The organism is Microbacterium sp. NPDC089321 (genome assembly GCF_040684935.1).
Lineage (GTDB): Bacteria > Actinomycetota > Actinomycetes > Actinomycetales > Microbacteriaceae > Microbacterium.
Genome location: NZ_JBFBGX010000002.1, coordinates 358,916 through 383,966 on the forward strand (window position 1 = coordinate 358,916; position 25,051 = coordinate 383,966).

The window sequence follows — 25,051 nt, forward strand, 5'->3', positions numbered from 1 at the left end:
CAGGCCTCCTGAGACGACGATCGCCCCCTCGCGCCGAAGCGGGAGGGGGCGATCGGAGAGCGGATGCTACTTGGAGGTGCCCTGAGCCACCGAACCCTGCAGCTGTCGCTGGAAGAGCACGTACACGATCAGCACCGGGATGATCGTGATCATCACCGCGGCGAACATCTGGCCGAAGTCGAGGGCGTAGCCGGCCGATGAGGCATAGGCGGCCATACCCTGCGACAGCACCCAGTTGTCCTTCTCCGGGTTCAAGGCGACCGGGAGAAGGAACTGGTTCCACAGTCCGAGGAAGTTCATGATCGCGACCGCGGCCATCCCGGGCTTGGCCATCGGCAGCATCACCGTGAAGAACGTGCGCCACTCGCTCGCACCGTCCATGTACGCGGCTTCCTGGATCTCGTACGACAGGGACTTGAAGAACGAGAAGAGGAAGAACACGGTGAACGGCAGGGCGAAGGCCACGTAGGTGATGATCAGGCCGAACAGCGACCCGAGAAGCTGCATGTTCTGCAGGATCATGAACAGCGGGACGATCGCGAGGAAGACCGGGAAGGTGAGCCCGGCCAGCATCAGGTAGTAGATGATCCTGCTGCCTGGCACCGAGAACCGGGCCAGCACATAGGCGCACATGGCGCCGAGGATCATCACCGACACCAGCGCGACGCCGACGACGATGACCGTGTTGAGGAACATCCCGCCGAAGTTGTTCTCGACCCACGCGCTGATGTAGTTGTCGAAGTTCCAGTTCTCGGGCAGCCCGAACGGTGACGCGAAGATCTCCTTCGTGGTCTTGAAGGAGCCGAGCAGCGTCCACAGCATCGGCAGGATCACGACGAGCGACCAGATCGCCATCACGACGTGCGAGGTGATGCCGACGGCTTTGTCGCCGGCTGTCGACTGGACCCCCACCTGGGGCGGGCGCGGCGTCGAGCTGCGACGGTTCACGGTCACGGCGGCGCGGGTGTCGGTGCTCATGAGCGTCCTCCTTCGTCCTTGCCGCCGATGAGGCGGAACACGCCGATGATCAGCGCTGCGAACAGGAGCGTGATGATGGCGAGCACCACTCCCATGGCCGTGGCGAGACCGAACTGGCCCTTCTCGAAGGCGGTGCGGTACAGGTACTGGCTCATGACCAGGGTGCTGTTGCCGGGGCCGCCGGTCGAGTTCAGGCCCGCCATGTAGACGAAGGCGTCGAGCGCCATGATGCCGAGGTAGATGTATGCCGTCTGCACGTTGTCGCGGATCTGCGGCAGCAGGATCGACGTGACGGTGCGCCAGCGTCCGGCTCCGTCGATGCGAGCCGCCTCGAGCGTCTCAGCAGGGATGCCCTTGATCGCGGCGATGAACAGGATCATGTAGAAGCCCACCATGCTCCACACGATCACGAAGATCGTGGCGCCCATGGCGGTGCGCTCGTCGCCGAGCCAGGAGGGCTGCTCCGTGACGCCGAAGAGGCCGAGCACGCCGTTCAGCAGGCCGCCGCTGGGCGTGTAGATCATGTTCCAGAGGATCGCGATGACGATCGCGGGGATCACGTACGGGAAGAACGAGATCACCCGGTAGAAGCTCGAGCCCTTCAGCCCGCGCACCTGACCGTGACTCGGTCCGCCGACGGTGATCATGCTCGCGAAGATCAGGGCGATCACGATGGTGATCAGCGGCACCACCAGCGCGAGCACGATGTTGTTGCGCATCGCCTGCAGGAAGGTGGGATCGTTCAGCAGCCTCACGTAGTTGTCGACGCCGACGAAGTCCATCGTGTCCGAGAATCCCGTCCAGTTCGTCGACGCATAGTACAGCGCCTGAGCGAACGGCGAGATCACGAAGATCAGGAAGATCGCCAGCGGGAGCCCCAGGAAGACCAGGAGGAAGGAGACATAGTCGAATGTCAGCTTGCGCCCGCCGAGGCGGAGCGACCTGCGTCGCCCCGCCTCGGCCGCGACGACCGCGGCTGTCTCCAACCCCGGTCCACCGCTGACGGTGGAATTACTCATGGGTCACTTGATCTCGATCTTCGTGACCGAGCTGTCGTTGGCGATCTTGTCGGTCAGCGCCTGCAGCTGCTTCGTGATCTCGGCGACCGTCATCTTGCCGTCGAGGAACGAGTTCCAGATGGGCAGCTGGTCGGAGTTCATGCCGTACAGGTTGAACGACTTGATGGTGAAGACGTTCTCGCCGGCCGACGCCAGCAGCTCCGACTGCGACACGAGAGCGGTCGAACCGAACCCATCGGCAGGAACGGTGTCCTTGACGATGGTCGGAGCGAGCTTCGCCTTGGCGAACGCCGTGGCGGACTCCTTCGACAGCATCGTGCGCAGCAGCTCCTTGCCGCCGGCCGGGTTCTTCGCCTTGGACGGAACGATGAACGGCTCGCCGGCCTCGGCGCGCATGGTGCCCTTCGGCGTGGTCTGCTTGTCGTCGAGGGGAAGTTCGGCGATGCCCTTCATCTTGAAGTTGTCGGCCGTCGTCTTCTTCATCTCGTTCTCGATCCACGAGCCCGACGGGTACAGCAGTGCCTCCTGGTCGAGGCTCCACTGCGACTGCGCCTGCGTGAACTGCGTGCCGCCACCGCCGGGCTTGACGTAGCCCGACTTGATGAGGTCGTGCAGGATCTCGAGGATGCCCTGCACGGCCGGGTGCGACCATGCCTTCGGGTCGAGGTTCTCGAGCGGCAGACGGAAGTCGTCACCGGCCTGGATGACAGCAGAGTCGACGACCATGGTCTGGTAGTAGGTCGCCGCCTCCTTGCCCCAGAGGAAGAGGTACTTGCCCTTGGCCTTCGCCTTCTCGCCGAGCGCCTTGAGGTCCTGCCACGAGGTGGGGACGTCCCAGCCGTTCTCCTCGAACAGGCTCGACGAGTACCAGATGCCGTAGACGGTCATGACGTAGTTCAGCGCGACGAAGCGGCCGTCGAACGTACCGGGCGCCTCGACGCCGCCGAAGAGCGTGTCGCGGATCTTCTCGCCCTCGAGGTTCTCGGAGTCGAGCACGTCGTCGAGCTCCTCGAGCTGCTCGAGGATGGTGTTCCATCCGATCGAGTTGGCACCCGAGTTGTCGATGAGGTCCGGCGGGTTGCCGCCGACGAAACGGGGCTGCAGCTCCTGCGCGATCTTCGTGGACGACGAGACCTTGACGGACACGCCGTCGAGGTTCTTGTTGCCCTCCATGATCTTCGCGGCGCTCTCGACGTAGTCGATGCCGTAGCCGCCGTCGAAGATGACCGCGTCGACCTTGGCGTTCGCTGCGACGCCGAACGGGTTGTCGGCGCTCTTCTCTCCGCCGCCGGTGTTTCCGCCGCCTCCGCCGCCCGGCGCCGCGCACGAGGCGAGGGTCGCGCCGAACGGCAGCAGGATCGCTGCAGCGGCTGCGCCGCGCAGCAGGTTGCGACGGCTGATGGATGCTTCGTTGAGGTCCATCTCATTACCTTCCGTAGTGATTGATCGGTGTTCAGGGTCGGGTCCGTGACGAGCTCAGGAACCCAGGTCGAGCTCGGAGGTCAAGCTCCCCGTCGCATTCGGCCCGCGTAGCGGTCCTCAAGGACGGAGTTGTGCTCATCGCCGCCGGGGATGTTGGCGGAGATGTACATCGGTGGGGTCTCGCCGCGGTCCGCGATCGTGCGCGCGACGCCGAGCGTCAGCAGCTGCGCGATGAATGCGGCGGTGATCGACGAGATCGCGCCAGCGCCGATGCCGTCGGCGACCTCGAGGGTGGCGTCGCCGTACGGCGCGAGGTTGTCGATCACGACGTCGGCGACCTCGCTGAGGCGCCTGCCGCTCGGGTGCTTCGGCTCGACCCGGGCAGTGTGCTCGAGACTGGTGACGGCGATGACGGAGTGTCCGCGCTCCTTCGCCCAGAGCGCAGTGCCGACGATGGAGCCGTTCACACCGGAGTTGGAGGCGATGAGGAACACGTCGTGCTCGTTCACGGGCACTGTCGCCATCAGCTCGTCGACGACCCATGGCTCCCTCTCGAGAGAGCCGGTGAGCACCTCGACGTCGCGGTCGCCGTGCATGACGATGTCACGGAGGGCGAAGCGGTTGGTGGGGATGAGGCCTCCGGCGCGGCCAGCGATCTCCATCGCGAAGGCCTCGGAGTGCCCGGTGCCGAAGGCGTGCAGGACTCCGCCGCGGTCTAGCGCGTCGACCATGAGCGCGATCGCGGGGTCGAGGGCGCCGTGCTCGGCGTCGGCGGCCAGGCGTTCGAGACGGGTCGTCGCTTCATGCAGCAGCGCGGTAGGGGTGGCGCTCATCGGTTCTCCTGGGGGCCGGGGGCGGGCTTGGTGGTACGCGGTGCGCGTCGGTGCGGGGCGACGGCCATCGCGCTGGCGGCGAGTCGCGTCGACGCGACGCCGAACGTCTGCTGCGCGGCGAGCACGTAGAGCAGATCGAGCACGAGCAGCTGCGAGTGCTTCACCGAGAGATCGTCGGGGCGCAGATAGGCCGTCGGCTCGGCTGTGGCGAGCGAGATGTCGGCGAGAGCGGCCAGAGGCGACTCGGCGTCGTGGGTGATCGCCACGGTGAAGGCGCCTGCGGAGTGCGCCTGGGAGAGCATCTGCACGGTCTCCTCGGTGCGGCCGGTGCTCGATATGCCGATCGCGACCGACGACTGGTCCTGCAGCACGGCGCTCGTGAGGCCGTCGTGCACGTCGGACCAGCTGTGAGCGTTGACCCCGATCCGGTACAGACGTCCCTGGAACTCGCGAGCCATGACGCCGCTGCCGCCGACGCCGTAGATGTCGACGTGGCGGGCTGCTGTGATCGCATCGGCGGCGCGCAGCACCGAGTCGAGGTCGAGTCGGGTGGCTGTGCTCTGCAGGCTCTCGACGTGCAGTGACAGCAGCGTGTTGAGCACCTTTCCCGGCTCGTCCGATGCGCTCAGCTCGCGGCCCATGTCGGCCTGCCAGCTCTCGTCCGCGTCGCCGCGGCCGATCTCCGATGCGACCCCGACGCGGAACTGCGTGTAGCCGTCGAAGCCGAGTGCGCGGCAGAACCGGGTGACGGTCGCGGCGGAGGTTCCTGCGCGGTCTGCGAGCTCGGTGATGGTCAGCTCGACGGGGGCGGCGGGGTGCTCGGTGACCACGTCGGCGATCTTGCTCATCGCGGCGGGCATCGCGCGTCGACGGTCTGCGATGCGCCGTGCGATCGTCAGGCCGTTGCCGATGTCCCGGGTCCGTGGCACCATTGCCTCCAACTTCTTCCGCGGTACCGGGTGAGAAATCTCGCCCGGCGATCTCCGTTGCAATGAAAACTATTCTCACGCGACGAAAACGTCAAACAGGACAAGATCACAAATGAATCACGAACCGCTGCTCGTCGGCGTCGACGCCGGGGGCACCTCGACCCGGGCTGTGCTCACAGACCACACCGGACGCTGCCTCGGCTATGGCGTCGGGGGACGAGGAAACCCCATCTCGGCCGGCCCCGACCGAGCCGCGGCCGGCGTCCTCGATGCGATCCGCGGTGCCCTGGCGATCACCGGGCGCGATCTCGCCGACATCGACGTCATCGTCCCTGCCATGGCCGGCATGCGGGCATCCGGCGGCGGCGACTGGCTCATGCAGCGACTCGCCCCCGAAGGATTCCGCGGCACTCTCCTGTTCGAGTCCGACCTGCTCGCGGCGTACTTCAGCGGTGCGGCGGCTCCGCTCGGCTACGCGCTGGTCTCTGGCACGGGCGCGTGCGTCATCCGCGTGCAGGACGGCCGCATCGATGGCGCAGGCGATGGCCTCGGATGGCTGCTCGGCGACCGCGGCAGCGGATTCTGGATCGGGCATGCGATCGCGCGCGCCGCGGTGCAGGATCTCGACGGCACAGGGCCCGCCACCGCTCTCACGGATCGCGTGCTCGCGCATTACGAGCTCGCGCGGACCGCGGTGCGCACGGACGGTCGTCAGCTCGAGCTCGAAGAGCTGATCGGCCGGCTGTACGGGCATCCGCCGATCGAGCTCGCCGGTCTCGCCCCGTACGCCTTCGACGTGGACGACGCCGTCGCGCACGGCATCCTCGCCTCGGCGGGAGCGCACCTGGCCGACACGCTCTCGGCGGTGCTGGCGGGTCCGGGGCCGGTCGTGATCGGCGGCAGCGTCCTGACCCGCTCCGGTCCGGTGCGCGACGCGTTCCTTGCTCGACTCGGGGCCGCCGGCGAGAGCCTGGATCTGAGATCCGTCAGCGACGGTGCCGTCGGTGCCGCGGTGCTCGCCGTCCGCGCAGCCGGAGGCGCTGCGGACGACGCCGTGCTCGCGCGCCTGACCGAGTCGGTGGCGGCGTTCCGGTAGAGGTTCGGGCGAGCCGTAGACTTGACCGTCTATGAACCCTGAAGCCCTCTCCGCCGCAGTCCTCGCCGTCCTCGACCCGATCGCGGTCTCGCTGCGACCGGACGAGCAGCTCGGGCTCCAGGCAGCGGACATCGTGCTGGAGCGTCCGCGCAACCGCGACCACGGCGACTGGTCCACGAACATCGCGATGCGCCTCGCCAAGCGGCTCGGAACGAACCCCCGCGACCTGGCCCAGCGCATCGCCGACGGACTGGCGCAGTCCGACGGCGTCGCCGGGGTCGAGATCGCCGGCCCGGGCTTCATCAACATCCGTCTCGAGGCGGGCGCGGCTGGCGCCCTTGCGAAGACCATCGTCGACCAGGGCTCCGCCTACGGCACCAACGCCTCGCAGGCGGGCGTCTCGGTGAACGTCGAGTTCGTCTCCGCCAACCCCACCGGCCCGCTGCACATCGGGCACACCCGCTGGGCGGCGCTCGGCGACTCGATCGTGCGCCTGCTGCTCGCGAGCGGCGCCGAGGCGGTGCGCGAGTACTACATCAACGACGCGGGCGCTCAGATGGAGCGCTTCGCGCGTTCGGTGCTCGCTGCGGTGAAGGGCGAGCCGACCCCCGAGGACGGCTATCCCGGCGCCTACATCGCCGAGCTCGCGCAGCGCGTGCTCGCCGCCCACCCCGGCCTGCTCGACCTGCCCGAGGAAGAGCAGCTCGTGGTCGCCCGGGATCAGGCATACGAGTACCAGCTCGCCGAGATCAAGGCATCCCTCGACGCCTTCAACGTGCCCTTCGACGTGTGGTTCTCCGAGCGCACGCTGCATGCCGACTCCGAGGGTCCCAGCCTCGTCGACCAGGCGGTCGAGCGTCTGCGTGCACAGGGTCACGTCTTCGACGAAGAGGGCGCCGTGTGGGTGCGCACGACCGATTTCGGTGACGACAAGGATCGCGTGATCCGGCGCTCGAACGGCGAGTACACGTACTTCGCGGCCGACGCGGCCTATTACCTGAACAAGGGTGACCGCGGCTTCCAGAACAAGATCTATCTTCTCGGGGCCGACCACCACGGCTACGTGCACCGCCTCAAGGCGGTCGCGGGCGCGGCGGGAGAGGACCCCGAGAAGAACATCGAGGTGCTGATCGGCCAGCTCGTCTCCGTGCGGGGCGCCCGCCTGTCGAAGCGCGCGGGCAACATCATCGAGATGGACGACCTTCGATCGTGGATCGGCACCGATGCGCTGCGGTACGCGCTCGAGCGTTCACCCGCCGACTCGCCGCTCGATCTCGATCCCGAGCTGCTGCAGAAGCGCACCAACGACAATCCCGTGTTCTACGTGCAGTACGCCCACGCGCGCACCCATAACGTCTCCCGCAACGCCGCAGACTCCGGCGTCGACCGTTCGGAGTTCGCCCCCGAGCTGCTGACCCACGAGACCGAGAGCGCGCTGCTCGGTGCTCTGCAGGAGTTCCCGCGGCTCGTGGCGTTCGCCGCCGAGGTGCGCGAACCGCACCGCATCGCCCGCTACCTGGAAGAACTCGCGGGGCTCTACCACCGCTGGTACGACAACTGCCGCGTGATCCCCAAGGGAGATGACCCGATCGAGACGGTGCACCGCACGAGGCTGTGGCTGAACGACGCCACAGGACAGGTGCTGCGCAACGGGCTCGACCTGCTCGGGGTCTCGGCTCCCGAAAGGATGTGACCGCATGACGAGCGCATTCGCCGAGCGGCGCAGGGCGCGCTGGCCGTGGGTCGTGCTCGTCATCGTGCTCGTTCTGGCGGCACTCGTGGTGGCGGCCGAGTTCATCGCCCGCTCAGTCGTGCCGAGCACTGTTCGCTCGCTCGTGATAGACAACCTCGACCTTCCTGCTGATCAGCAGCTCGACGTGCAGGTTCCCGGCATGATGCTCCCGCAGCTGATCGCCGGAACCCTGGGCGAGGTGAGACTCGCCTCAGATGAGGTGACGGTGGGAGGGATCAGCGGGTCCGCCCGTGTCACAGCCACCGACGTGCCCGTCAGCGGCGGCGCGCTGGGGGCAGCGAAGGGCACGGTCTCGATCGATCAGGATGAGTTCAGCTTGCTGCTCGACTCGGCACAGCTGCCGGTCACGCGGATTGCGCTCTCAGCGCCCAACGCGACCGTCGAAGGCGAGGTCGAGCTGTTCGGTCGGCAGATCCCGGTCGGGATCACCGTCACCCCCGGCGCAGAAGACGGAGACCTGCTGCTGACGCCCGTGTCGCTGTCGCTGAACGGGATGGACGTCGACCTCGACGCGGTGTCGGGCATGATCGGCTCGGCAGGGGACACCATCACGCAGCCGCAGCGCGTGTGCATCGCCGACCGGCTGCCCGAGGGCATCACCCTCACCGGGCTGCGCATCGAGGGGACCCGCGCTGTGGCCGACATCTCCGCCGACGGTCGGATCACGGTCGACCAGAACCTCCTCGAGAACGGCACCTGCCCGAGGTCCTGACGGTCAGCGGTGATCGGGGGCGACGGCCTCCTGAGCCGCTCGCAGCGTCGCGGTGGCGGCGCGCACGTCATCCTCGGCCCGGCGCAGAGCGAACTCGGGCAGCGTCTCGGCGCCGAATCGCTCAGCCACCCTGTCGCCCTGCTCGCGGTGCGACACGGTGATGAGCGAACTCGCGAGCAGGATCACCTGCGTCGACAGGTTCAGCCAGAGCAGCAGCGCCAGCAACGAGGCGAACGAGGCGAGCAGAGGGTTCGACTTCGCCCCGCCGACGAACAGCCCCGACAGCTCCTGCAGGATCAGCAGTCCCGCGGCGCCGACGAGCGCGCCGCCCCAGAGGGCCCGTCCCGAGGCGCGCACGCCCGACAGCATCCGGTACACCGCGGCGATCAGAAGTGCGTCGAGGGCGAACACGATGACCAGCGAGAGAAGCCGCACCGTCCAGAACACGGCGGGGGAGTCGTCCGGCACGCCGAAGAGTCCTGCCATCCAGCCCACGACCGCATCCCCGGCGAACGTGAGTGCGGCCGCTCCGACGAAGCCGCCGCCGATGATCAGTGCGAGCAGGATGCTGCGCAGCAGCACCAGCCACCACGCCACGTCGGTCGACTCGGTGCCGGCGATCGTGCGGACCGCGTTGCGCATCGACCCGATGGCGCCCAGCGCCGATCCGATGAGTCCCACGAGCGAGATGACGCCGGCTACCGACAGGCCGGCCGGCGCGGTGATCTCGTCCAGGTCGATGAGCCCCTTCTCCTGGTCGGTGCTGACGAGACCTGGCACGGCCGAGTCGACGGCAGAGACCACGGCGGTCCAGGCGACTGCGTCCTGCGACAGCCAGAGCGCGGCTGCGGAGAACCCGAGCAGCACCGCGGCGAAGACGCTGAAGAGCGCGCGATAGGTCACGGCGTCGGCGAGCATCGGGCCGCGCCTGCCGGTGTACAGCAGTGCGGCGCGGACGATGCGGAATCGCAGCAGCCGCCGGATGACGTCCGCGGATGTCCGCGCGAACCATCCCTGCGGCGCCGGCTTCGCGGTCGACTCTGCTTCTGAACTCATCGGCCTCTCCATCCTCTCCACACTATTCAGCCCATCGGAATGTGAGCAGGGGTTGACTCGGAGGTGTCTTAGAATCAGGGGCGACGTCGCCGACACGGCGAGACCCCGTGACCCGATTGGTGCTGCGTGCATTCCGCTGATTCCTCTCCCGCCCCCGGATGGCTGTCCGTTCCCGACGACGCCAACGACCTGGTCGAGGCGGTGTGGCCGCAGTCCGCAGAGCGCGACGCCACTGGCGAGCTGCGCATCGGCGGTGTCGGTGTCGCAGAGCTCGCCCGCACCTATGGCACGCCTCTGCAGGTGATCGACGAGACAGAGGTGCGCCGCCGAGCGTCAGTGCTGCGCGCCGCGTTCGAGCGGGCGGCGACCGCGCACGGCACGTCGGCCCGCGTCTACTACGCGGGCAAGGCGCTGCTGAACACGTCGATCGTGCGGTGGGTTCTGGATGAGGGGCTGAACGTCGACGTCTGCACCGGCGGCGAGCTCGAGGTGGCGCTCGCCGGGGGAGCGGATGCCGGAAGACTGGGCTTCCACGGCAACAACAAGTCGGTCGCCGAGCTCGAGCGTGCGGTGGAGGTCGGCGTCGGCACCATCGTGATCGACAGCGTCATCGAGATCGAGCGTCTCGCGGCGATCGTCTCCCGCACGGGTGCATCGCAGCGCGTCATGCTGCGCGTCAACAGCGGTGTGCACGCCGAGACCCACGACTTCCTGGCGACGGCGCACGAGGATCAGAAGTTCGGCTTCGCGCTCGACCACGCGGCCGCGGCCGTCGCGCGCATCCGCGAGGTGGATGGTCTGGTGTTCACCGGACTGCACTGCCACATCGGCTCGCAGATCTTCGGGGTCGCCGGTTTCCGCGAGTCCGCGTCTCGTGTGCTCGACCTGCACCAGCAGCTGCTCGAGGGCGGCGAGATCCCCCAGCTGAACCTCGGCGGCGGCTTCGGCATCGCGTACACCCGTGTCGACGACCCGACGCCGATCGGCGACCTCGCCGAGGGGATCGTGTCGGCGGTCGCTGAAGGCTGCGCGGCGCGCGGCATCGCGCTGCCCGATCTGTCGTTCGAGCCGGGCAGGGCGATCGTCGGCAACGCCGGCGTCACCCTCTACGAGATCGGCACGACGAAGGACGTGACGCTCGACAGCGCGGTGCGTCGCTACGTCAGCGTCGACGGCGGCATGAGCGACAACGCCCGTCCCGCACTCTACGGCGCGCAGTACTCGGCCCGTCTGGCGTCCCGAACCGGAACGGGCGAGCCCGTGCTCGTCCGCATCGTCGGCAAGCACTGCGAATCGGGTGACATCGTGGTCGATCACGAGTACCTGCCTGAGGACCTGACTCCCGGCGACCTGCTCGCCGTCCCCGCGACCGGGGCGTACTGCGCGCCGCTGTCGAGCAATTACAACCACGTGCCCCGACCGCCCATCGTCGCCGTCGCCGACGGCGTGTCGCGGGTCATCGTCCGCGGCGAGTCCATCGCCGACCTGCTCGCGCGCGACGCGGGCATCCCGCAGTGACCGGCCGTCTTCGGCCCGAACTCTCCCTATCCGACGTGCTGAGGAGCGCAGATGACTGACTACCGACGACTTCGCGTTGCGCTGCTGGGAGCCGGAGCCGTGGGCTCGCAGGTGGCGTCGCTGCTGCTGCGTCACGGCGACGAGCTCGCCGACCGCGCCGGCGCCCGGCTCGAGCTCGCCGGAATCGCCGTGCGCGATGTCGACGCGCCGCGCGACGTCGACCTTCCCCGTGAGCTGTTCACGACCGACGCCGAGACGCTGATCACCGGCGCCGACATCGTCATCGAGCTGATGGGAGGCATCGAGCCGGCACGCTCGCACATCCTGCTGGGTCTCGGATCGGGCGCAGACGTGGTCACGGCGAACAAGGCGCTGCTGGCCACCCACGGTCCCGAGATCTTCGACGCGGCGAGCCGCGTCGGAGCGTCCGTGTACTACGAGGCGGCCGCTGCGGGCGCCATCCCGATCATCCGTCCGCTGCGCGATTCGCTCGCCGGTGACCGGGTGGTGCGGATCATGGGCATCGTCAACGGCACGACCAACTACATCCTCGACCGCATGGACGGCGAAGGCGCCGACTTCGCCGACGTGCTCGCCGACGCGCAGCGTCTCGGCTACGCCGAGGCCGATCCCACCGCCGACGTCGAAGGGTATGACGCGGCGCAGAAGGCGGCGATCCTGGCTTCGCTCGCGTTCCACACCGCTGTGCCGCTCGAGGCCGTGCACCGCGAGGGCATCACGACGATCACGGCCGACATGATCGAAGAGGCACGCGAAGCCGGATTCGTCATCAAGCTGCTCGCGGTGTGCGAGCGTCTCGGCAACGGCGGCGACGAGTCCATCTCGGTGCGCGTGTATCCGGCGCTCGTCCCGCGCGACCACCCGCTCGGCGCTGTGCACGGAGCCAACAACGCGGTGTTCGTCGAGGCGGAGGCGGCTGGTTCGCTGATGTTCTACGGCGCGGGCGCCGGCGGGGTGCAGACAGCCTCCGCCGTGCTGGGCGACGTGGTGTCGGCTGCGCGGCGCCACATCGCGGGCGGCACCGGCGTCGGCGAATCGACGCGCGCGAACCTCCCCGTCGTCTCGATCGGGCACGTGCTCACTCGATACCAGATCACCCTCGAGGTGGCGGATGAGGCGGGCGTGCTCGCCACGATCGCGGGTCTCCTCAGCGACGGCGACGTCTCGGTCGCGACACTCGTGCAGACCGTCATCCCCGCAGAGGACGGAGCCGACGGCGAGACCGCTCGGCTCATCATCGGCACGCACCGCGCGACCGACGATGCGCTGAGCGCTGCGGTCGACCGTCTGGCGGCGAGCGACGTCGTCGAGCGCGTGGTGTCGGTGCTGCGCGTCGAGGGGGAGTGACGTGGGAGTGACCCTCGTACCGGCTGAGCCGGTCACCGGCGAGGCGCCGCTCGTCGACGGCGCAGTGCGCACGGTCATGGTGACGGTGCCCGCGACCAGCGCCAACCTGGGCCCGGGCTTCGACACCCTCGGCCTCGCACTGAGCGTGTACGACACGCTCACGGCGTCGTCGTTCGACGACGACCGCCTGGTGATCGAGGTCGCCGGGTCGGGCGCAGACGAGATCCCCACCGACGCGAGCAACCTCGTCGTCAGGTCGATCGCGCACGCGTACGCCGACGCCGGCCGTCGGATGCCGGGTCTGCACCTGCACGCCGAGAACGGCGTGCCGCATGGTCGCGGTCTCGGGTCGTCGGGCGCGGCGGTGACAGCGGGCATCCTCATCGCGAAGGGGCTGCTCGCCGGCGACGTCGACCTCGACGATGAGACCCTGCTGCGCCTGGCGACCGAGCTCGAGGGTCATCCCGACAATGTGGCACCGGCCCTGTTCGGCGGCCTCACGATCGCCTGGACCGGGGAGCGCGGACCGCAGCACAAGAAGCTGCTGGTGCATCGCGGCGTCGCTCCGCTGGTGTTCGTCCCCGGTTTCACCATGTCGACGTCGCTGGCCCGCTCGCTGCAGCCACCGCAGGTCTCCCGCGAGGACGCGGTCTTCAATGTGTCCCGCTCGGCCCTGCTGATCGCTGCGCTCACGCAGAGCCCCGAGCTGCTGCTCGACGCGACCGACGATCGGCTTCATCAGGACTATCGCGGTCCCGCGATGCCCGAGACGCTCCGGCTGGTGCAGGCGCTGCGCGCCGAGGGCTTCGCCGCGGTCGTATCGGGCGCAGGCCCCAGCGTTCTCGTGCTGGCAGACGGCCCCGGCGCGCGACAGCGCGCGGTGGAGGTCGCGGATGCCGTCACGGACACTCCGTGGCAGGCGCACATGCTCGCCGTGGACGTGCAGGGTGGTACAGTGAGGGAACGAGCGGAGGGCACCACGTAACTTCGTGATTCTCGCCCTATCGCAATTCTGCGAAGTCCGCACGCGATCCCCAGGAACATCCAGGAACTGGCTGGCAGGCGCTCTGCGTCGGCGCGTGTGATGCACGCGGCATCCGCTGCGTGCTCGTCGGACTGCTCGTCTTCCCACGACATATGAGGGAGTACTCGTGGAGAACCTCTCCGAGACCCAGAACGACACCCGGGCCACCGAATCGGCGGCGACCGAGGCCGCGGCACCCGCGCGCAAGCGCGCGCCGCGTCGCGCCACCACGGCATCCGCTGCGGCCGCCGCCGAGGCATCCGCGGTCGAGACGCCCGCCGCCCCGGCTTCGGACGCGGCCCCCGCCGACGAGCAGCCGAAGGCCAAGGCCCCGCGTCGCACGCGCGCCAAGAAGGCCGACGCCGAGACGCTCGACCTCCCGGCGGCCGATGCTCCGGCCGAGGCCGCACCGACGACGCCGGCCGCAGAGAAGTCCGACGACGCCGAGGCGCCGGCGAAGCCTGCTCGCAAGCGCGCCGCTCGCCCCAAGAAGTCCGATGCCGAGGCTGCGACCGCGGCGGATGCCGACGGTGCCCCCGACGCTCCCGCGGATGACGCCGGCGCGACGGCGGGCAAGAAGGAGAAGGGCGGCAGCGACGAGCAGTCGGCTGACGCTGCCTCCGAGCCCGCGAAGCGCCCGGCGCGCGGCCGTCGCGGCGCCAAGGCCGCCGAGAACGAGGCTCCGGTGGAGGGGACCGCCGACTCCGCGCCGGGCGAGCAGGCGCAGGCATCAGCGGATCAGGGCAACGGTGACGGCGAGACCGACGGCGAGGGCTCCGGTCGCAGCCGCAGCCGCAGCCGCAGCCGCAGCCGTGGCCGCGGGGGCAACGCCCAGAACGGCCAGAGCTCCAACGGACAGAACGGCGGCTCGCAGAGTGGCAGCGGTCAGAACGACCGTCAGAACGACTCCGACGACGAGGGCGGCTCGGGCCGCGGGCGCCAGCGGGGCAGCAAGCGCCGCGGTGCAGTCAACGCCACCGCCGACGAGTTCGAGACCGAGATCGGCGAAGACGACGTGCTGATCCCCGTCGCCGGGATCCTCGATGTCCTCGACAACTACGCCTTCGTGCGCACCACCGGCTACCTCGCGGGCTCCAGCGACGTGTACGTCTCGCTTGGGCAGGTCAAGAAGTACAACCTGCGCAAGGGCGATGCGGTCGTCGGCGCGATCAAGCAGCCGCGAGAGGGCGAGCAGCAGGGCCGCCAGAAGTACAACGCGCTGGTGAAGGTCGACTCGATCAACGGCCTGTCTCCCGACGACGCCGCGAACCGCGTCGAGTTCGGCAAGCTGACCCCGCTGTACCCTCAGGAGCGCCTGCGGCTCGAGACCGCCCCCGAGAAGCTCACCCAGCGGATCATCGACCTCGTCGCCCCGATCGGCAAGGGCCAGCGCGGCCTGATCGTCGCACCGCCCAAGGCGGGCAAGACGATCGTCCTGCAGCAGATCGCCAATGCGATCGCTCAGAACAACCCCGAGGTGCACCTCATGGTCGTGCTCGTCGATGAGCGCCCCGAAGAGGTCACCGACATGCAGCGCACGGTCAAGGGCGAGGTCATCGCCTCGACCTTCGATCGTCCGGCGGAAGACCACACCACGGTCGCCGAACTCGCCATCGAGCGTGCCAAGCGCCTTGTCGAGCTGGGCCGCGACGTCGTCGTGCTGCTCGATTCGATCACCCGCCTGGGACGCGCGTACAACATCTCGACCCCCGCGTCGGGCCGCGTGCTCACCGGAGGCGTCGACGCCGCCGCGCTGTACCCGCCCAAGCGCTTCTTCGGCGCTGCCCGCAACATCGAGAACGGCGGCTCGCTGACCATCCTCGCGACCGCTCTCGTCGAGACCGGCTCGAAGATGGACGAGGTGATCTTCGAGGAGTTCAAGGGCACCGGCAACAGCGAGCTGCGTCTGTCTCGTCAGCTCGCCGACAAGCGCATCTTCCCGGCCGTCGACGTGAACGCGTCCAGCACGCGCCGCGAGGAGATGCTGCTCTCGGCCGACGAGGTCAAGATCACCTGGAAGCTGCGGCGCGCCCTCGCGGGCCTCGACCCGCAGCAGGCGCTCGAGGTCGTTCTCGGCAAGCTCAAGGAGACCGGCTCCAACGTGGAGTTCCTCTTCCAGATGCAGAAGTCGGTGCCGACGCCGGGCTCGAACGGCGGCTCGCACGCCCACGAGAACAGCATCCGCTGATCCACCGCTGAGCGGAGCAGAGGCGTGTTCGATTCGGTCCAGGCCCTCATCGAGGAGCATCGCCGGGTGCAGGAGGAGCTCTCCGACCCGGCGGTGCACGCCGATGCCGCTCGCGCCAAACGCGTCAACCGGCGCTATGCGGAGCTGAACCGCATCGTCGCCGCACACGAGGCGTGGACGGCCGCGTCGGACGATCTCGACGCGGCTCGCGAGCTCGCCAGAGAAGACGACGCGTTCGCCGACGAGGTGCCCGTTCTCGAGGAGGGGCTGCGCGTCGCTCAGGAGAAGCTCCGCCGCCTCCTGATTCCTCGCGATCCCGACGACGCGCGTGACGTGATCATGGAGATCAAGGCGGGGGAGGGCGGGGCCGAGTCGGCGCTGTTCGCCGCCGACCTGCTGCGCATGTACGTGCAGTACGCCGCCTCGAAGGGCTGGAAGACCGAGCTGCTCGAGCGCAACGAGTCCGATCTCGGCGGTTACAAGGACGTGCAGGTCGCGATCAAGGGATCATCGACCGATCCGTCGCAGGGCGTCTGGGCGCACCTGAAGTACGAAGGCGGAGTGCATCGAGTGCAGCGCGTTCCCGCGACCGAGTCGCAGGGCCGCATCCACACCTCGACGACGGGCGTCCTCGTCTTCCCCGAGGTCGACGAGCCGGAAGAGATCCAGATCGACCAGAACGATCTGAAGATCGACGTCTACCGCTCATCCGGCCCCGGCGGTCAGTCGGTCAACACCACCGACTCGGCGGTGCGCATCACGCATGTGCCCACGGGCATCGTCGTGTCGATGCAGAACGAGAAGTCGCAGCTGCAGAACCGTGAGGCGGCCATGCGCGTGCTCCGCGCGCGGCTGCTCGCCAAGCAGCAGGAGGAGCTCGACGCAGCTGCATCCGACGCCCGTCGTTCGCAGATCCGGGGCATGGACCGCTCCGAGCGCATCCGCACCTACAACTTCCCCGAGAACCGCATCGCCGACCATCGCACCGGGTACAAGGCGTACAACCTCGATCAGGTCATGGATGGAGCCCTCGAGCCCATCATCGAGTCCGCGATCCACGCGGATGAGGAGGCCCGTCTGGCGGCCCTGGGCGGCGACGCGTCGTGAGTGCGACCAGAAGCGACGGGATGCTGATCCGCGACGCCACCGCCCAGGACTGGCCTCAGATCTTCCCGTTCTTCTCCGCCATCGTCGAAGACGGAGAGACGTACGCCTACCCGGACGGCCTCAGCTCGGAGCAGGCGTCGGCGCTGTGGATGGAGCAGGCTCCCGCCCGCACGGTGGTCGCCGTGCTCGATGGGCGCGTCGTGGGGTCGGCGAAGATGGGACCGAACCGCCCCGGACGAGGGTCGCATGTCGGGACCGCGTCCTTCATGGTCGACCCGTCCGTTCGCGGCGCGGGAGTCGGCACGGCGCTGGCGCGCCACATGATCGAATGGCACCGCGCCCAGGGGTTCTCGGCCATCCAGTTCAACGCTGTGGTCGAGACGAACACCGGCGCGGTGCGCCTCTGGCAGTCGCTCGGCTTCGAGATCATCGGCACGGTGCCGGCGGCATTCGACTCCCGCCGGCACGGTCCGGTGGGGCTGCACGTGATGCATCTCGCGCTCTGAGCCCCGTGCGGCGGGATCTCGCCGACCTCAGATCACGTAGTCAGCCGCAGTGAGCAGAGCGCGTGAATCGTCGCGCTCGGTGCGCTGACGCGGCTTCGCCGGCACGCCCACCAAAATGCTGTCTGCCGGGGAGTCCTTCGTCACGACGGCGTTCGCGCCGACCACGGAACGCGCACCGATGCGTACGGGGCCGAGGATCTTCGCACCGGCACCCACTGACACCCCGTCCTCGAGGGTGGGGTGCCGCTTGCCGTGATCACGCGTTCGACCGCCGAGCGTGACCCCGTGATAGAGCATGACATCGTCGCCGATCTCAGCGGTCTCGCCGATCACGACGCCCATGCCGTGATCGATGAAGAAGCGCCTTCCGATCCGCGCACCCGGGTGGATCTCGATGCCGGTGAGCCAGCGGGTCACCTGCGAGCCCATCCTCGCCACGAAGCGCAGGTCGCGTCGCCACAGAGCGTGCCAGAGCCGGTGGCTCCAGACCGCGTGCAGCCCCGGGTACAGCAGGGCCACCTCGACCCCGCTGCGGGCGGCGGGGTCGCGGCGACGTGCAGCCGCGAGGTCTTCGCGGACCCGGGAGAACATGCCCACGGCGCGGATCAGTCCTCGCGCAGGTCTTCGAACAGCGCGGTGCTGATGTAGCGCTCGCCCGTGTCGGGGGCGATGACGACGATGGTCTTTCCGGCGTTCTCGGGGCGGGCGGCGACCTTGAGTGCCTGCGCGACGGCGGCACCGCACGAGATTCCGACCAGCATGCCCTCCTTGGCGGCCAGAGCCCGGGCGGTGGCGATCGACTCATCGAACTCGGCGGTGATGATCTCGTCGATCACGTCGCGGTCGAGCACGGGAGGAACGAAGTTCGGGCCGATGCCCTGGATCTTGGCCGGTCCCGTGCGTCCTTCGGAGAGCAGGGGGGAGTCCTTCGGCTCGACGGCGATGACCTTGATGCCGGGGATGGCCGCCTTGAGCGCCTGACCGGTGCCGGTGACGGTGCCGCCGGTGCCGACGCCTGCGACGAAGACGTCGACCTCGCCGCCGGTGTCGCGGAGGATCTCCTGGGCAGTGGTGTCGCGGTGCACCTGAGGGTTCGCGGCGTTCTCGAACTGACGGGCCCACACAGCCCCTGGGGTGCTTTCGATGATCTCCTTGAGGGTCTCGATCGCGCCGCTCATGCCCTTCGTGGGGTCGGAGAGCACGAGTTCGGCACCGAACGCCTTGAGCAGAACCCGGCGTTCCTTCGACATCGACGCGGGCATCGTCAGGATGACGCGGTAGCCGCGCGCGGCACCGACCATCGCGAGCGCGATGCCGGTGTTGCCGCTGGTCGCCTCGACGATCGTGCCGCCCGGCTTGAGCTCGCCCGACGCCTCGGCGGCATCGACGATCGCGATGCCGATGCGGTCCTTCACGCTGGATGCCGGGTTGAACGACTCGAGCTTGACGAGCACGGTGGCATCGATGCCCTCGGTGAGGTGGTTCAGCCGCACGAGCGGAGTGTTGCCGAAGGTGCTCGTGATGTCGTTGTGGATTCCGGTCATGACGGACCTTTCGTATGCGGGGCTCAGCGAGATCAGCCTACGGTGCGGGCCTCTCCGGATGACGGAATGTGACCGCATCCGTCCACCGCCTACGCTGAGAGGATGCCCATCCTGATCTCCGCGCAGCTGCGCGCCGTCGCGCAGCGACTGGCAGACGCCGGCGTTCCCGATCCGCTCGTCGACGCCGAGCTGCTGATCGGACATGTGCTCGGACGGGGGCGGGGCGAACTGCAGGCTGCCGTCGTCCGCGGCGATGAGATGACCGATCCGGATGCCGAGCGGCTGGCGTCTCTCGTAGACCGCCGGGCGGCCCGGGAGCCGCTGCAGCATCTGACCGGGCGTGCGGCGTTCCGCCACCTCGAGCTCGCTGTCGGACCCGGCGTCTTCGTGCCCCGGCCCGAGACCGAGACGGTCGTGCAGTTCGCGATCGATGCGCTCCTGGAGAGCGCCTCGTCCGCACCGATCGCGGTGGACCTCGGAACGGGCAGCGGGGCGATCGCGCTCGCGATGGCGACCGAGGTGCCGCATGCGCGCGTGCACGCCGTCGAGCGCTCCGCCGAGGCCCACGCCTGGGCGGCTCGCAACGTGCAGGGAGTCGAGAACCTGACTCTCGTGCACGGTGATCTCGCGACAGAGCTCGACGAGCTGCGGGGCGCGGTCGACGTCGTCATCTCCAACCCGCCGTATGTGCCCGACGCGGCGATCCCTCGCGATCCCGAGGTGCGACTGCACGATCCCGCACAGGCGCTGTACGGCGGAGCCGACGGCCTCGACGTCGTGCGCGTGATCAGCCGCCGCGCGCAGGAGCTGCTGCACGCCGGCGGCCTCCTCGTGCTCGAGCACGGAGAACTCCAGGGTGCGGCCATCCGCGACATCCTGGCCGTCGACGGCTGGTGCGCAGCGGCGACGCACCAGGACCTCACGCGACGCGACCGCGCGACGACGGCACTGCGCGCCTGACGCGCCTGCTGCGCTGAGCCCTGCCAGGTGGTCACGAAGCTGACCGAAGTAGACTGGTGATGCCATGTCAACTGTCTTCGATTGCCGCGACGATTCTCAGATCCTCGCCGGCATGCGCCACGCCCGCCAGGCCATCGCCCGCGGTGAGCTCATCGTGCTGCCCACCGACACCGTCTACGGCATCGCCGCCGACGCCTTCTCGCCGGCCGCGGTGCAGCGCCTGCTCGACGCGAAGGGTCGCGGGCGCGACATGCCTCCGCCCGTGCTGGTGGCCGGCCCGGACGTGCTCGCAGCACTCGTCGAGGAGGTGCCCGCGGCGGTGCAGAAGCTCGTCGACGCGTTCTGGCCGGGCGGACTCACGATCGTCCTGCCCGCTCAGCCGTCCCTGACCTGGGACCTCGGCGAGACCAAGGGCACCGTCGCCGTGCGGATGCCCGACCGTCGCGTCGCCCTCGAGCTGCTCGCCGAGACCGGTCCGCTCGCGGTGTCGAGCGCCAACCTCACGGGCCGCGACGCCGCGATCATCGCCTCCGACGCTCAGGAGATGCTCGGCGACAGGGTCGCGGTGTACCTCGAAGAGGGCTACAGCGAGAACGGCATCCCGTCGACGATCGTCGATGCGACCTCGCTGGTCGCCACTCCCGAGGGCGAGGCCCCTCTTGTGCGCATCCTGCGCGAGGGCGCGATCAGCCGAGAGCGGCTGGCCGAGGTGCTCGGAGACCTGCTCGAGCCGGAGGAGGACCCCGCCGAGGTCGACGAGAGCCCGGTCGACGAAGAGTGAAGCAGTACCTGTTCACGATCATCCTGACGGCGGCGATCACCTTCGCGCTGTCGTGGGCGGTGTGGCGTCTGAGCCTGAGGTTCAAGCTCTACCCCGGCATCCGTGAACGCGACGTGCACAAGACCCCGACGCCCCGGCTGGGCGGGGTGGCGATGTTCATCGGCATCGCCGCGGCGATCCTGATCTCGGCGGCCAACCCGTTCTTCGAGCGCATGTGGTCACCGCCGAACACCCTGTGGGCGATCCTCGCCGCAGCTCTGCTGATCGCGGTGGTCGGGGTGACCGACGACCTCATCGATCTCGATTGGATGATCAAGCTCGCCGCGCAGTTCCTCGCGGCCGGCATCATCTCGGTCGGGGGAGGCCTGCAGATCCTGTCGCTGCCCGTCGGCGACATGATCCTCGTCTCGAGCTGGGTGAGCATCTCGATCACCATGTTCGCGATCGTGGTCGTGATGAACGCGGTGAACTTCATCGACGGGCTCGACGGTCTCGTCGCCGGGGTCTGCCTGATCGCCAACGGCGTGTTCTTCGTGTACGCGTACATCCTGACCCGCGACTCGGGAGCCACGAGCTACTTCAACCTCGCGACGTTCCTCGCCGCCGTGCTCATCGGCGCCTGCCTCGGATTCCTCCCGCTGAACTGGAGTCCGGCGAAGCTCTTCATGGGCGATTCCGGTGCCCTGGTGCTCGGCCTTCTGATGGCGACGTCGACGATCGCGCTCACCACCCAGGGCGATGTGAACGCCTTCGACCCCGAGCGCTTCGGACGCTCCCAGCTTCTCGGAGCGTTCATCCCGATCGTCCTGCCGCTGGTGATCGTGATGCTGCCGCTGCTCGACTTCGGTCTCGCCGTGTTCCGCCGCATGCGCGCCGGCAAGTCGCCGTTCTCGCCCGACCGCAAGCATCTGCATCACCGGATGCTCGACCTCGGCCACCGTCACCGCGATGCGGTGCTCATCTTCTACGCATGGAGCGCCGTCATCTCGCTGACCGTGCTGCTCATGTACATCGCCGGTCGCCAGGACTGGCCTGGCGGCTACTTCGCCGCCATCGCGTTCGGGGTCGTCGGCATCACCGCCTGCCTCATCGTCACGCGCACTCCGCCGCGCGCCCGCTCGGCATCCTCCTCCTCGTCCAGCCTGGACGAATCCGCCTCCGAAACACACAGGGAGCCCTGATGACCTCGAGCCCCGTCTCCAGCACACCGATCCTGCGCCGCACGCTCGCGTGGTCCGCAGGCGCGGCCCTCGTGCTCGCCCTGGCCGCAGCAGGGATCGGATATGCCGCCGACGGCAGGAGCGGGATGTGGAGCGGCCTGATCGGCGTGCTGCTCGCGTTCCTGTTCCTCGGGATCACAGCGGGCAGCATCCTGTTCGCGAACCGCTGGTTCGGCGACCCGATCTACGTGCAGCTGTTCTTCGCGATCGTCCTGGGCGGCTGGCTGCTCAAGCTCGGCGTGTTCCTCGTCGTGATGATCATCCTGGGCGGACAGCCGTGGATCTCGCCGATGGTGTTCTTCCTGTCGATCGTGGCGGGCGTCGTGCTCTCGCTCGTGGTCGACATGATCGTGCTCATGCGCATGCGCCTGCCCAACGTCAGCGACATCGACCTCCCGACGACCAATCCGGAGGACGAGCCCGACGTGGATGGTCGGCAGGGCCACGCCGCGGCGGATGGCGACCGTTGAATCTGGTAGTGTTTACCCGTGCCCGCCGCTCGTCTCGCGAGCGCTTGCGCTGATGCACACCGTCCCTCGTCGCCCCGGTTCCGACCGGTGACCCGAAGCTGGAGCCCGCGCTTTTGAATCCCGTTGCGACCCTGACCGTTCGTCCGATCGCCGGTGACGGTGAATTCCACGGCCCCTCGATGGACGAGTTCTTCCCGGAGATCCTGTTCAACGCGTTCGGCGTCGTGCCGATGCACCGCATCCACCTCATCCAGCTGCTCTCGGTGATCGCCGTCGTGCTGATCATGTGGCTCGGAACCCGTCGCATGACGGTCGTGCCCGGTCGCTTCCAGAGTCTCGTCGAGATGGGCATCGGCTTCGTGCGCAACGGCATCGGCCACGACCTGCTCGGACGCAAGGACGGCGAGCGGTTCGCGCCGCTGCTCGTGACCATGTTCTTCATGATCCTGTTCATGAACATCACGGGCATCATCCCGTTCCTCAACATGCCGGGAACCGCGATCATCGCCGTGCCGCTCACGCTGGCGATCATCAGCTACGTGACCTTCATCTACGCCGGCATGAAGAAGAGCCCCCTCGGCTTCTGGAAGAACTCGCTCTTCCCCGCCGGCGTTCCGTGGCCCGTCTACATCATCGTCACCCCGCTGGAGTTCATCTCCACCTTCATCATCCGCCCGGTGACGCTCACCCTCCGTCTGATGATGAACCTCGTCGTCGGTCACATGATCCTCGTGCTCTGCTTCGCAGCAACGCACTTCTTCTTCTTCACCGCAGGTGGCGGATGGGCGGCGCTCGGCGTCGGCACCCTCGCCTTCGGCGGCGCCTTCACTCTCTTCGAGATCCTGGTCGTCGTCCTGCAGTCGTACGTCTTCACCGTCCTCACCGCGATCTACATCCAGCTCGCGGTCGCAGAAGAGCACTGAGCGGGTCGGCAACTGCCGTCCCACCCAACGAAAGGAAAAACCCGTGGACGCTACTACGGTTCTCGCTGAAATCAACGGTCACATCGGTGCAGTCGGCTACGGCCTCGCCGCCATCGGACCGGCTATCGGCGTGGGCATCGTCGTCGGCAAGACCATCGAGGGTGTCGCCCGTCAGCCCGAGCTGGCCGGTCGTCTCCAGGTCCTCATGTGGATCGGTATCGCCTTCACCGAGGCGCTTGCGTTCGTCGGCATCGCCGTCGCATTCATCCCCTTCCCGTAATCCGCACCGACTTCTGAAGGAGACAGGATGCTGAACGCTCTTGTCACGAACCTCGCGGCGGCGGAGACCGAGGCGCAGAACCCGCTCATCCCCGCGTGGTACGACATCATCTGGTCGGGCCTGTGGTTCCTCATCATCCTCATCGTGGTGTGGAAGGTCGCCCTTCCTCGCCTGACCGCGATCCTCGACGAGCGCTCGGCCGCCATCGAAGGCAACATCGCCAAGGCTGATGAGGCCCAGAAGCAGGCTGAGGCAGCGCTGGAGGAGTACACCCGCCAGCTCGCCGAGGCCCGCACCGAGGCCGGTGAGATCCGCGAGGCCGCCCGTGAGGACGGCAAGAAGATCGTGACCGAGGCCAAGGAGACGGCGGTCGCCGAGGCGAACCGCATCACCGCGGCCGCTCACACGCAGATCGAGGCGGAGCGCCAGGCGGCGTTCGTCTCGCTGCGCAGCGAGGTCGGCACGCTCGCGATCGACCTGGCCGGCGGCGTCGTGGGGGAGACCCTCACCGATGACGCTCGCGCGACGGCGGTCGTCGACCGCTTCCTCGCCGACCTCGAGAAGGCCAAGTAATGGGCAGCGCGACCACTCAGGCACTCGCGGCATCGACGGACGCGCTTGCCGCAGCGTCGGGCCTGAACCTCGACAGCGCGGCCGAGCTCTTCGCTTCGGCCCGCGCCATCGGGGAGTCGGCCCAGCTGAGCGGCGCGCTCGCCGATCCCGCGGCTCCGGCTGAGGCGCGCAGCGCGCTCGTCTCAGCTGTGTTCGCCGGTGTCTCGGCTCCGGTGCGCTCGCTGCTGATCACGGTCGCCGCACAGCGCTGGTCGTCGGTGTCCGACCTGATCGACGGCGTCGAGGAGCTCGCCATCCGCGCGGCCGCGAAGGCGGCCCCCGGCGACGACATCGCAGGTGAGCTCTTCGGCTTCTCGCGCGTCGTCGCGGCGAACCCCGAGCTCGAGCTCGCTCTCGGCAGCCGCCTCGGCGGTGCGTCGGCGAAGGGCGAACTGGTCGAGAAGGTGCTCGGCGGCTCCGCGTCGCCCGCGACCGTCCTGGTCGCCTCGTCGCTGGTGCGCATGCCGCGCGAGCGTCGTGTGCGCCAGGTGCTCAGTCGTGCGACCGACATCGTCTCCGCTCAGGCCGGTCGTGCGGTGGCGACGGTATACACCGCGACCGCTCTCTCCGCTGCTCAGGAGACGCGCCTGCGCGACGCGCTGGCACGTCGCTATGGCGGCGAGATCTCCATCAACCAGGTGATCGACGCGACCGTCGTCGGGGGCCTGCGCGTGCAGATCGCCGATGATGTCATCGACGGCAGCATCTCCGCCCGACTCGCCGACCTTCGCCAGAAGCTCGCGAGCTGAACA

The 25,051-nt window shown here is 68.6% G+C and carries 25 protein-coding genes; 17 read left to right on the forward strand and 8 right to left on the reverse strand.

Going from position 1 to position 25,051, the window contains the following annotated elements; genetic code table 11:
• Window positions 1–66 precede the first annotated feature (66 nt).
• The 5 genes from AB0N59_RS09720 to AB0N59_RS09740 form a co-directional block, all read right to left on the reverse strand.
• Window positions 67–978 carry a carbohydrate ABC transporter permease gene (locus tag AB0N59_RS09720; protein ID WP_363482179.1) on the reverse strand — a complete coding sequence of 304 codons (912 nt, stop codon included), beginning with the start codon at window positions 976–978 and terminating at the stop codon, window positions 67–69.
• Window positions 975–1,997 carry a sugar ABC transporter permease gene (locus AB0N59_RS09725; RefSeq protein WP_363482183.1) on the reverse strand — a complete coding sequence of 341 codons (1,023 nt, stop codon included), beginning with the start codon at window positions 1,995–1,997 and terminating at the stop codon, window positions 975–977. Before AB0N59_RS09725 ends, AB0N59_RS09720 begins: the two co-directional genes overlap by 4 nt.
• A gap of 3 nt (window positions 1,998–2,000) precedes the next feature.
• Complete coding sequence (ngcE, locus tag AB0N59_RS09730) at window positions 2,001–3,419, reverse strand: N-acetylglucosamine/diacetylchitobiose ABC transporter substrate-binding protein (RefSeq protein WP_204976174.1); 1,419 nt, start codon at window positions 3,417–3,419, stop codon at window positions 2,001–2,003.
• A gap of 80 nt (window positions 3,420–3,499) precedes the next feature.
• On the reverse strand, window positions 3,500–4,252 hold the full coding sequence (locus AB0N59_RS09735) for an SIS domain-containing protein (RefSeq protein WP_363482185.1): 753 nt from the start codon (window positions 4,250–4,252) through the stop codon (window positions 3,500–3,502).
• Complete coding sequence (locus AB0N59_RS09740) at window positions 4,249–5,184, reverse strand: MurR/RpiR family transcriptional regulator (RefSeq protein ID WP_363482188.1); 936 nt, start codon at window positions 5,182–5,184, stop codon at window positions 4,249–4,251. The genes AB0N59_RS09735 and AB0N59_RS09740 overlap by 4 nt, the downstream gene beginning before the upstream one ends.
• A gap of 109 nt (window positions 5,185–5,293) precedes the next feature.
• Here AB0N59_RS09740 and AB0N59_RS09745 point away from each other — a divergent pair, with 109 nt between their 5' ends.
• The 3 genes from AB0N59_RS09745 to AB0N59_RS09755 are packed head-to-tail and all read left to right on the forward strand — an operon-like array spanning window position 5,294 to window position 8,742.
• Complete coding sequence (locus AB0N59_RS09745; protein WP_363482190.1) at window positions 5,294–6,277, forward strand: BadF/BadG/BcrA/BcrD ATPase family protein; 984 nt, start codon at window positions 5,294–5,296, stop codon at window positions 6,275–6,277.
• A gap of 31 nt (window positions 6,278–6,308) precedes the next feature.
• Window positions 6,309–7,970 carry an arginine--tRNA ligase gene (gene argS, locus AB0N59_RS09750; RefSeq protein WP_363482193.1) on the forward strand — a complete coding sequence of 554 codons (1,662 nt, stop codon included), beginning with the start codon at window positions 6,309–6,311 and terminating at the stop codon, window positions 7,968–7,970.
• 4 nt (window positions 7,971–7,974) lie between these two features.
• Window positions 7,975–8,742 carry a DUF2993 domain-containing protein gene (locus AB0N59_RS09755; protein WP_363482196.1) on the forward strand — a complete coding sequence of 256 codons (768 nt, stop codon included), beginning with the start codon at window positions 7,975–7,977 and terminating at the stop codon, window positions 8,740–8,742.
• 3 nt (window positions 8,743–8,745) lie between these two features.
• Here AB0N59_RS09755 and AB0N59_RS09760 read toward each other — a convergent pair whose 3' ends face one another.
• On the reverse strand, window positions 8,746–9,798 hold the full coding sequence (locus AB0N59_RS09760) for a YihY/virulence factor BrkB family protein (protein WP_363482199.1): 1,053 nt from the start codon (window positions 9,796–9,798) through the stop codon (window positions 8,746–8,748).
• A gap of 126 nt (window positions 9,799–9,924) precedes the next feature.
• Here AB0N59_RS09760 and lysA point away from each other — a divergent pair, with 126 nt between their 5' ends.
• From lysA to AB0N59_RS09790, 6 genes are all read left to right on the forward strand, one after another.
• Window positions 9,925–11,316, forward strand: coding sequence for a diaminopimelate decarboxylase (lysA, locus tag AB0N59_RS09765; protein ID WP_363482201.1), 1,392 nt, complete (start codon window positions 9,925–9,927; stop codon window positions 11,314–11,316).
• 51 nt (window positions 11,317–11,367) lie between these two features.
• The gene (locus AB0N59_RS09770; protein WP_363482204.1) at window positions 11,368–12,684 is read left to right on the forward strand and encodes a homoserine dehydrogenase; all 1,317 of its coding nucleotides are present in this window, start codon (window positions 11,368–11,370) and stop codon (window positions 12,682–12,684) included.
• A 76-nt stretch (window positions 12,685–12,760) separates the two neighbouring features.
• Complete coding sequence (gene thrB, locus AB0N59_RS09775; RefSeq protein WP_363484182.1) at window positions 12,761–13,669, forward strand: homoserine kinase; 909 nt, start codon at window positions 12,761–12,763, stop codon at window positions 13,667–13,669.
• Window positions 13,670–13,835: 166 nt separating this feature from the next.
• Window positions 13,836–15,896, forward strand: a complete 2,061-nt coding sequence (gene rho, locus AB0N59_RS09780; RefSeq protein WP_363482206.1) for a transcription termination factor Rho — start codon at window positions 13,836–13,838, stop codon at window positions 15,894–15,896.
• A gap of 24 nt (window positions 15,897–15,920) precedes the next feature.
• Complete coding sequence (gene prfA / locus AB0N59_RS09785) at window positions 15,921–17,003, forward strand: peptide chain release factor 1 (RefSeq protein ID WP_363482209.1); 1,083 nt, start codon at window positions 15,921–15,923, stop codon at window positions 17,001–17,003.
• Window positions 17,000–17,509, forward strand: coding sequence for a GNAT family N-acetyltransferase (locus tag AB0N59_RS09790; protein ID WP_363482212.1), 510 nt, complete (start codon window positions 17,000–17,002; stop codon window positions 17,507–17,509). Before prfA ends, AB0N59_RS09790 begins: the two co-directional genes overlap by 4 nt.
• 27 nt (window positions 17,510–17,536) lie before the next feature.
• Here AB0N59_RS09790 and epsC read toward each other — a convergent pair whose 3' ends face one another.
• Together epsC and cysK are read right to left on the reverse strand one after the other, a co-directional pair.
• Window positions 17,537–18,106: a serine O-acetyltransferase EpsC gene (gene epsC, locus AB0N59_RS09795; RefSeq protein WP_363482214.1), complete on the reverse strand. Its 570-nt coding sequence runs from the start codon at window positions 18,104–18,106 to the stop codon at window positions 17,537–17,539.
• Between the two features lie 8 nt (window positions 18,107–18,114).
• A complete protein-coding gene (cysK, locus tag AB0N59_RS09800) occupies window positions 18,115–19,053 on the reverse strand; it encodes a cysteine synthase A (protein WP_363482217.1) in 939 nt (312 codons plus the stop codon).
• Window positions 19,054–19,155: 102 nt separating this feature from the next.
• On the opposite strand from cysK, the gene prmC reads away from it, so the two are divergent.
• The 8 genes from prmC to AB0N59_RS09840 all read left to right on the forward strand — a co-directional run bounded on the left by prmC (window position 19,156) and on the right by AB0N59_RS09840 (window position 25,048).
• Complete coding sequence (prmC, locus tag AB0N59_RS09805) at window positions 19,156–20,013, forward strand: peptide chain release factor N(5)-glutamine methyltransferase (protein WP_363482220.1); 858 nt, start codon at window positions 19,156–19,158, stop codon at window positions 20,011–20,013.
• 64 nt (window positions 20,014–20,077) lie between these two features.
• Window positions 20,078–20,794: an L-threonylcarbamoyladenylate synthase gene (locus AB0N59_RS09810; RefSeq protein ID WP_363482223.1), complete on the forward strand. Its 717-nt coding sequence runs from the start codon at window positions 20,078–20,080 to the stop codon at window positions 20,792–20,794.
• A complete protein-coding gene (locus AB0N59_RS09815; protein ID WP_363482226.1) occupies window positions 20,791–21,975 on the forward strand; it encodes an MraY family glycosyltransferase in 1,185 nt (394 codons plus the stop codon). Before AB0N59_RS09810 ends, AB0N59_RS09815 begins: the two co-directional genes overlap by 4 nt.
• Window positions 21,975–22,484, forward strand: coding sequence for a hypothetical protein (locus tag AB0N59_RS09820; protein WP_363482229.1), 510 nt, complete (start codon window positions 21,975–21,977; stop codon window positions 22,482–22,484). The genes AB0N59_RS09815 and AB0N59_RS09820 overlap by 1 nt, the downstream gene beginning before the upstream one ends.
• A 179-nt stretch (window positions 22,485–22,663) precedes the next feature.
• Entirely contained in the window at window positions 22,664–23,407 is a 744-nt protein-coding gene (gene atpB, locus AB0N59_RS09825) for a F0F1 ATP synthase subunit A (RefSeq protein WP_204976191.1), read from the forward strand.
• A 43-nt stretch (window positions 23,408–23,450) separates the two neighbouring features.
• Window positions 23,451–23,687 carry an ATP synthase F0 subunit C gene (gene atpE, locus AB0N59_RS09830; RefSeq protein ID WP_071642243.1) on the forward strand — a complete coding sequence of 79 codons (237 nt, stop codon included), beginning with the start codon at window positions 23,451–23,453 and terminating at the stop codon, window positions 23,685–23,687.
• A gap of 27 nt (window positions 23,688–23,714) precedes the next feature.
• Window positions 23,715–24,260: a F0F1 ATP synthase subunit B gene (locus AB0N59_RS09835; RefSeq protein WP_363482232.1), complete on the forward strand. Its 546-nt coding sequence runs from the start codon at window positions 23,715–23,717 to the stop codon at window positions 24,258–24,260.
• Window positions 24,260–25,048, forward strand: coding sequence for a F0F1 ATP synthase subunit delta (locus AB0N59_RS09840; RefSeq protein ID WP_363482235.1), 789 nt, complete (start codon window positions 24,260–24,262; stop codon window positions 25,046–25,048). The genes AB0N59_RS09835 and AB0N59_RS09840 overlap by 1 nt, the downstream gene beginning before the upstream one ends.
• Window positions 25,049–25,051: the final 3 nt, after the last annotated feature.

Coding starts and splice junctions, on each gene's coding strand:
- AB0N59_RS09720 (WP_363482179.1), bottom strand. CDS start 978: ATGAGCACCGACACCCGCGCCGCCGTGACCGTGAACCGTCGCAGCTCG.
- AB0N59_RS09725 (WP_363482183.1), bottom strand. CDS start 1,997: ATGAGTAATTCCACCGTCAGCGGTGGACCGGGGTTGGAGACAGCCGCG.
- ngcE (WP_204976174.1), bottom strand. CDS start 3,419: ATGGACCTCAACGAAGCATCCATCAGCCGTCGCAACCTGCTGCGCGGC.
- AB0N59_RS09735 (WP_363482185.1), bottom strand. CDS start 4,252: ATGAGCGCCACCCCTACCGCGCTGCTGCATGAAGCGACGACCCGTCTC.
- AB0N59_RS09740 (WP_363482188.1), bottom strand. CDS start 5,184: ATGGTGCCACGGACCCGGGACATCGGCAACGGCCTGACGATCGCACGG.
- AB0N59_RS09745 (WP_363482190.1), top strand. CDS start 5,294: ATGAATCACGAACCGCTGCTCGTCGGCGTCGACGCCGGGGGCACCTCG.
- argS (WP_363482193.1), top strand. CDS start 6,309: ATGAACCCTGAAGCCCTCTCCGCCGCAGTCCTCGCCGTCCTCGACCCG.
- AB0N59_RS09755 (WP_363482196.1), top strand. CDS start 7,975: ATGACGAGCGCATTCGCCGAGCGGCGCAGGGCGCGCTGGCCGTGGGTC.
- AB0N59_RS09760 (WP_363482199.1), bottom strand. CDS start 9,798: ATGAGTTCAGAAGCAGAGTCGACCGCGAAGCCGGCGCCGCAGGGATGG.
- AB0N59_RS09770 (WP_363482204.1), top strand. CDS start 11,368: ATGACTGACTACCGACGACTTCGCGTTGCGCTGCTGGGAGCCGGAGCC.
- thrB (WP_363484182.1), top strand. CDS start 12,761: ATGGTGACGGTGCCCGCGACCAGCGCCAACCTGGGCCCGGGCTTCGAC.
- cysK (WP_363482217.1), bottom strand. CDS start 19,053: ATGACCGGAATCCACAACGACATCACGAGCACCTTCGGCAACACTCCG.
- prmC (WP_363482220.1), top strand. CDS start 19,156: ATGCCCATCCTGATCTCCGCGCAGCTGCGCGCCGTCGCGCAGCGACTG.
- AB0N59_RS09810 (WP_363482223.1), top strand. CDS start 20,078: ATGTCAACTGTCTTCGATTGCCGCGACGATTCTCAGATCCTCGCCGGC.
- AB0N59_RS09820 (WP_363482229.1), top strand. CDS start 21,975: ATGACCTCGAGCCCCGTCTCCAGCACACCGATCCTGCGCCGCACGCTC.
- atpB (WP_204976191.1), top strand. CDS start 22,664: ATGGACGAGTTCTTCCCGGAGATCCTGTTCAACGCGTTCGGCGTCGTG.
- AB0N59_RS09835 (WP_363482232.1), top strand. CDS start 23,715: ATGCTGAACGCTCTTGTCACGAACCTCGCGGCGGCGGAGACCGAGGCG.
- AB0N59_RS09840 (WP_363482235.1), top strand. CDS start 24,260: ATGGGCAGCGCGACCACTCAGGCACTCGCGGCATCGACGGACGCGCTT.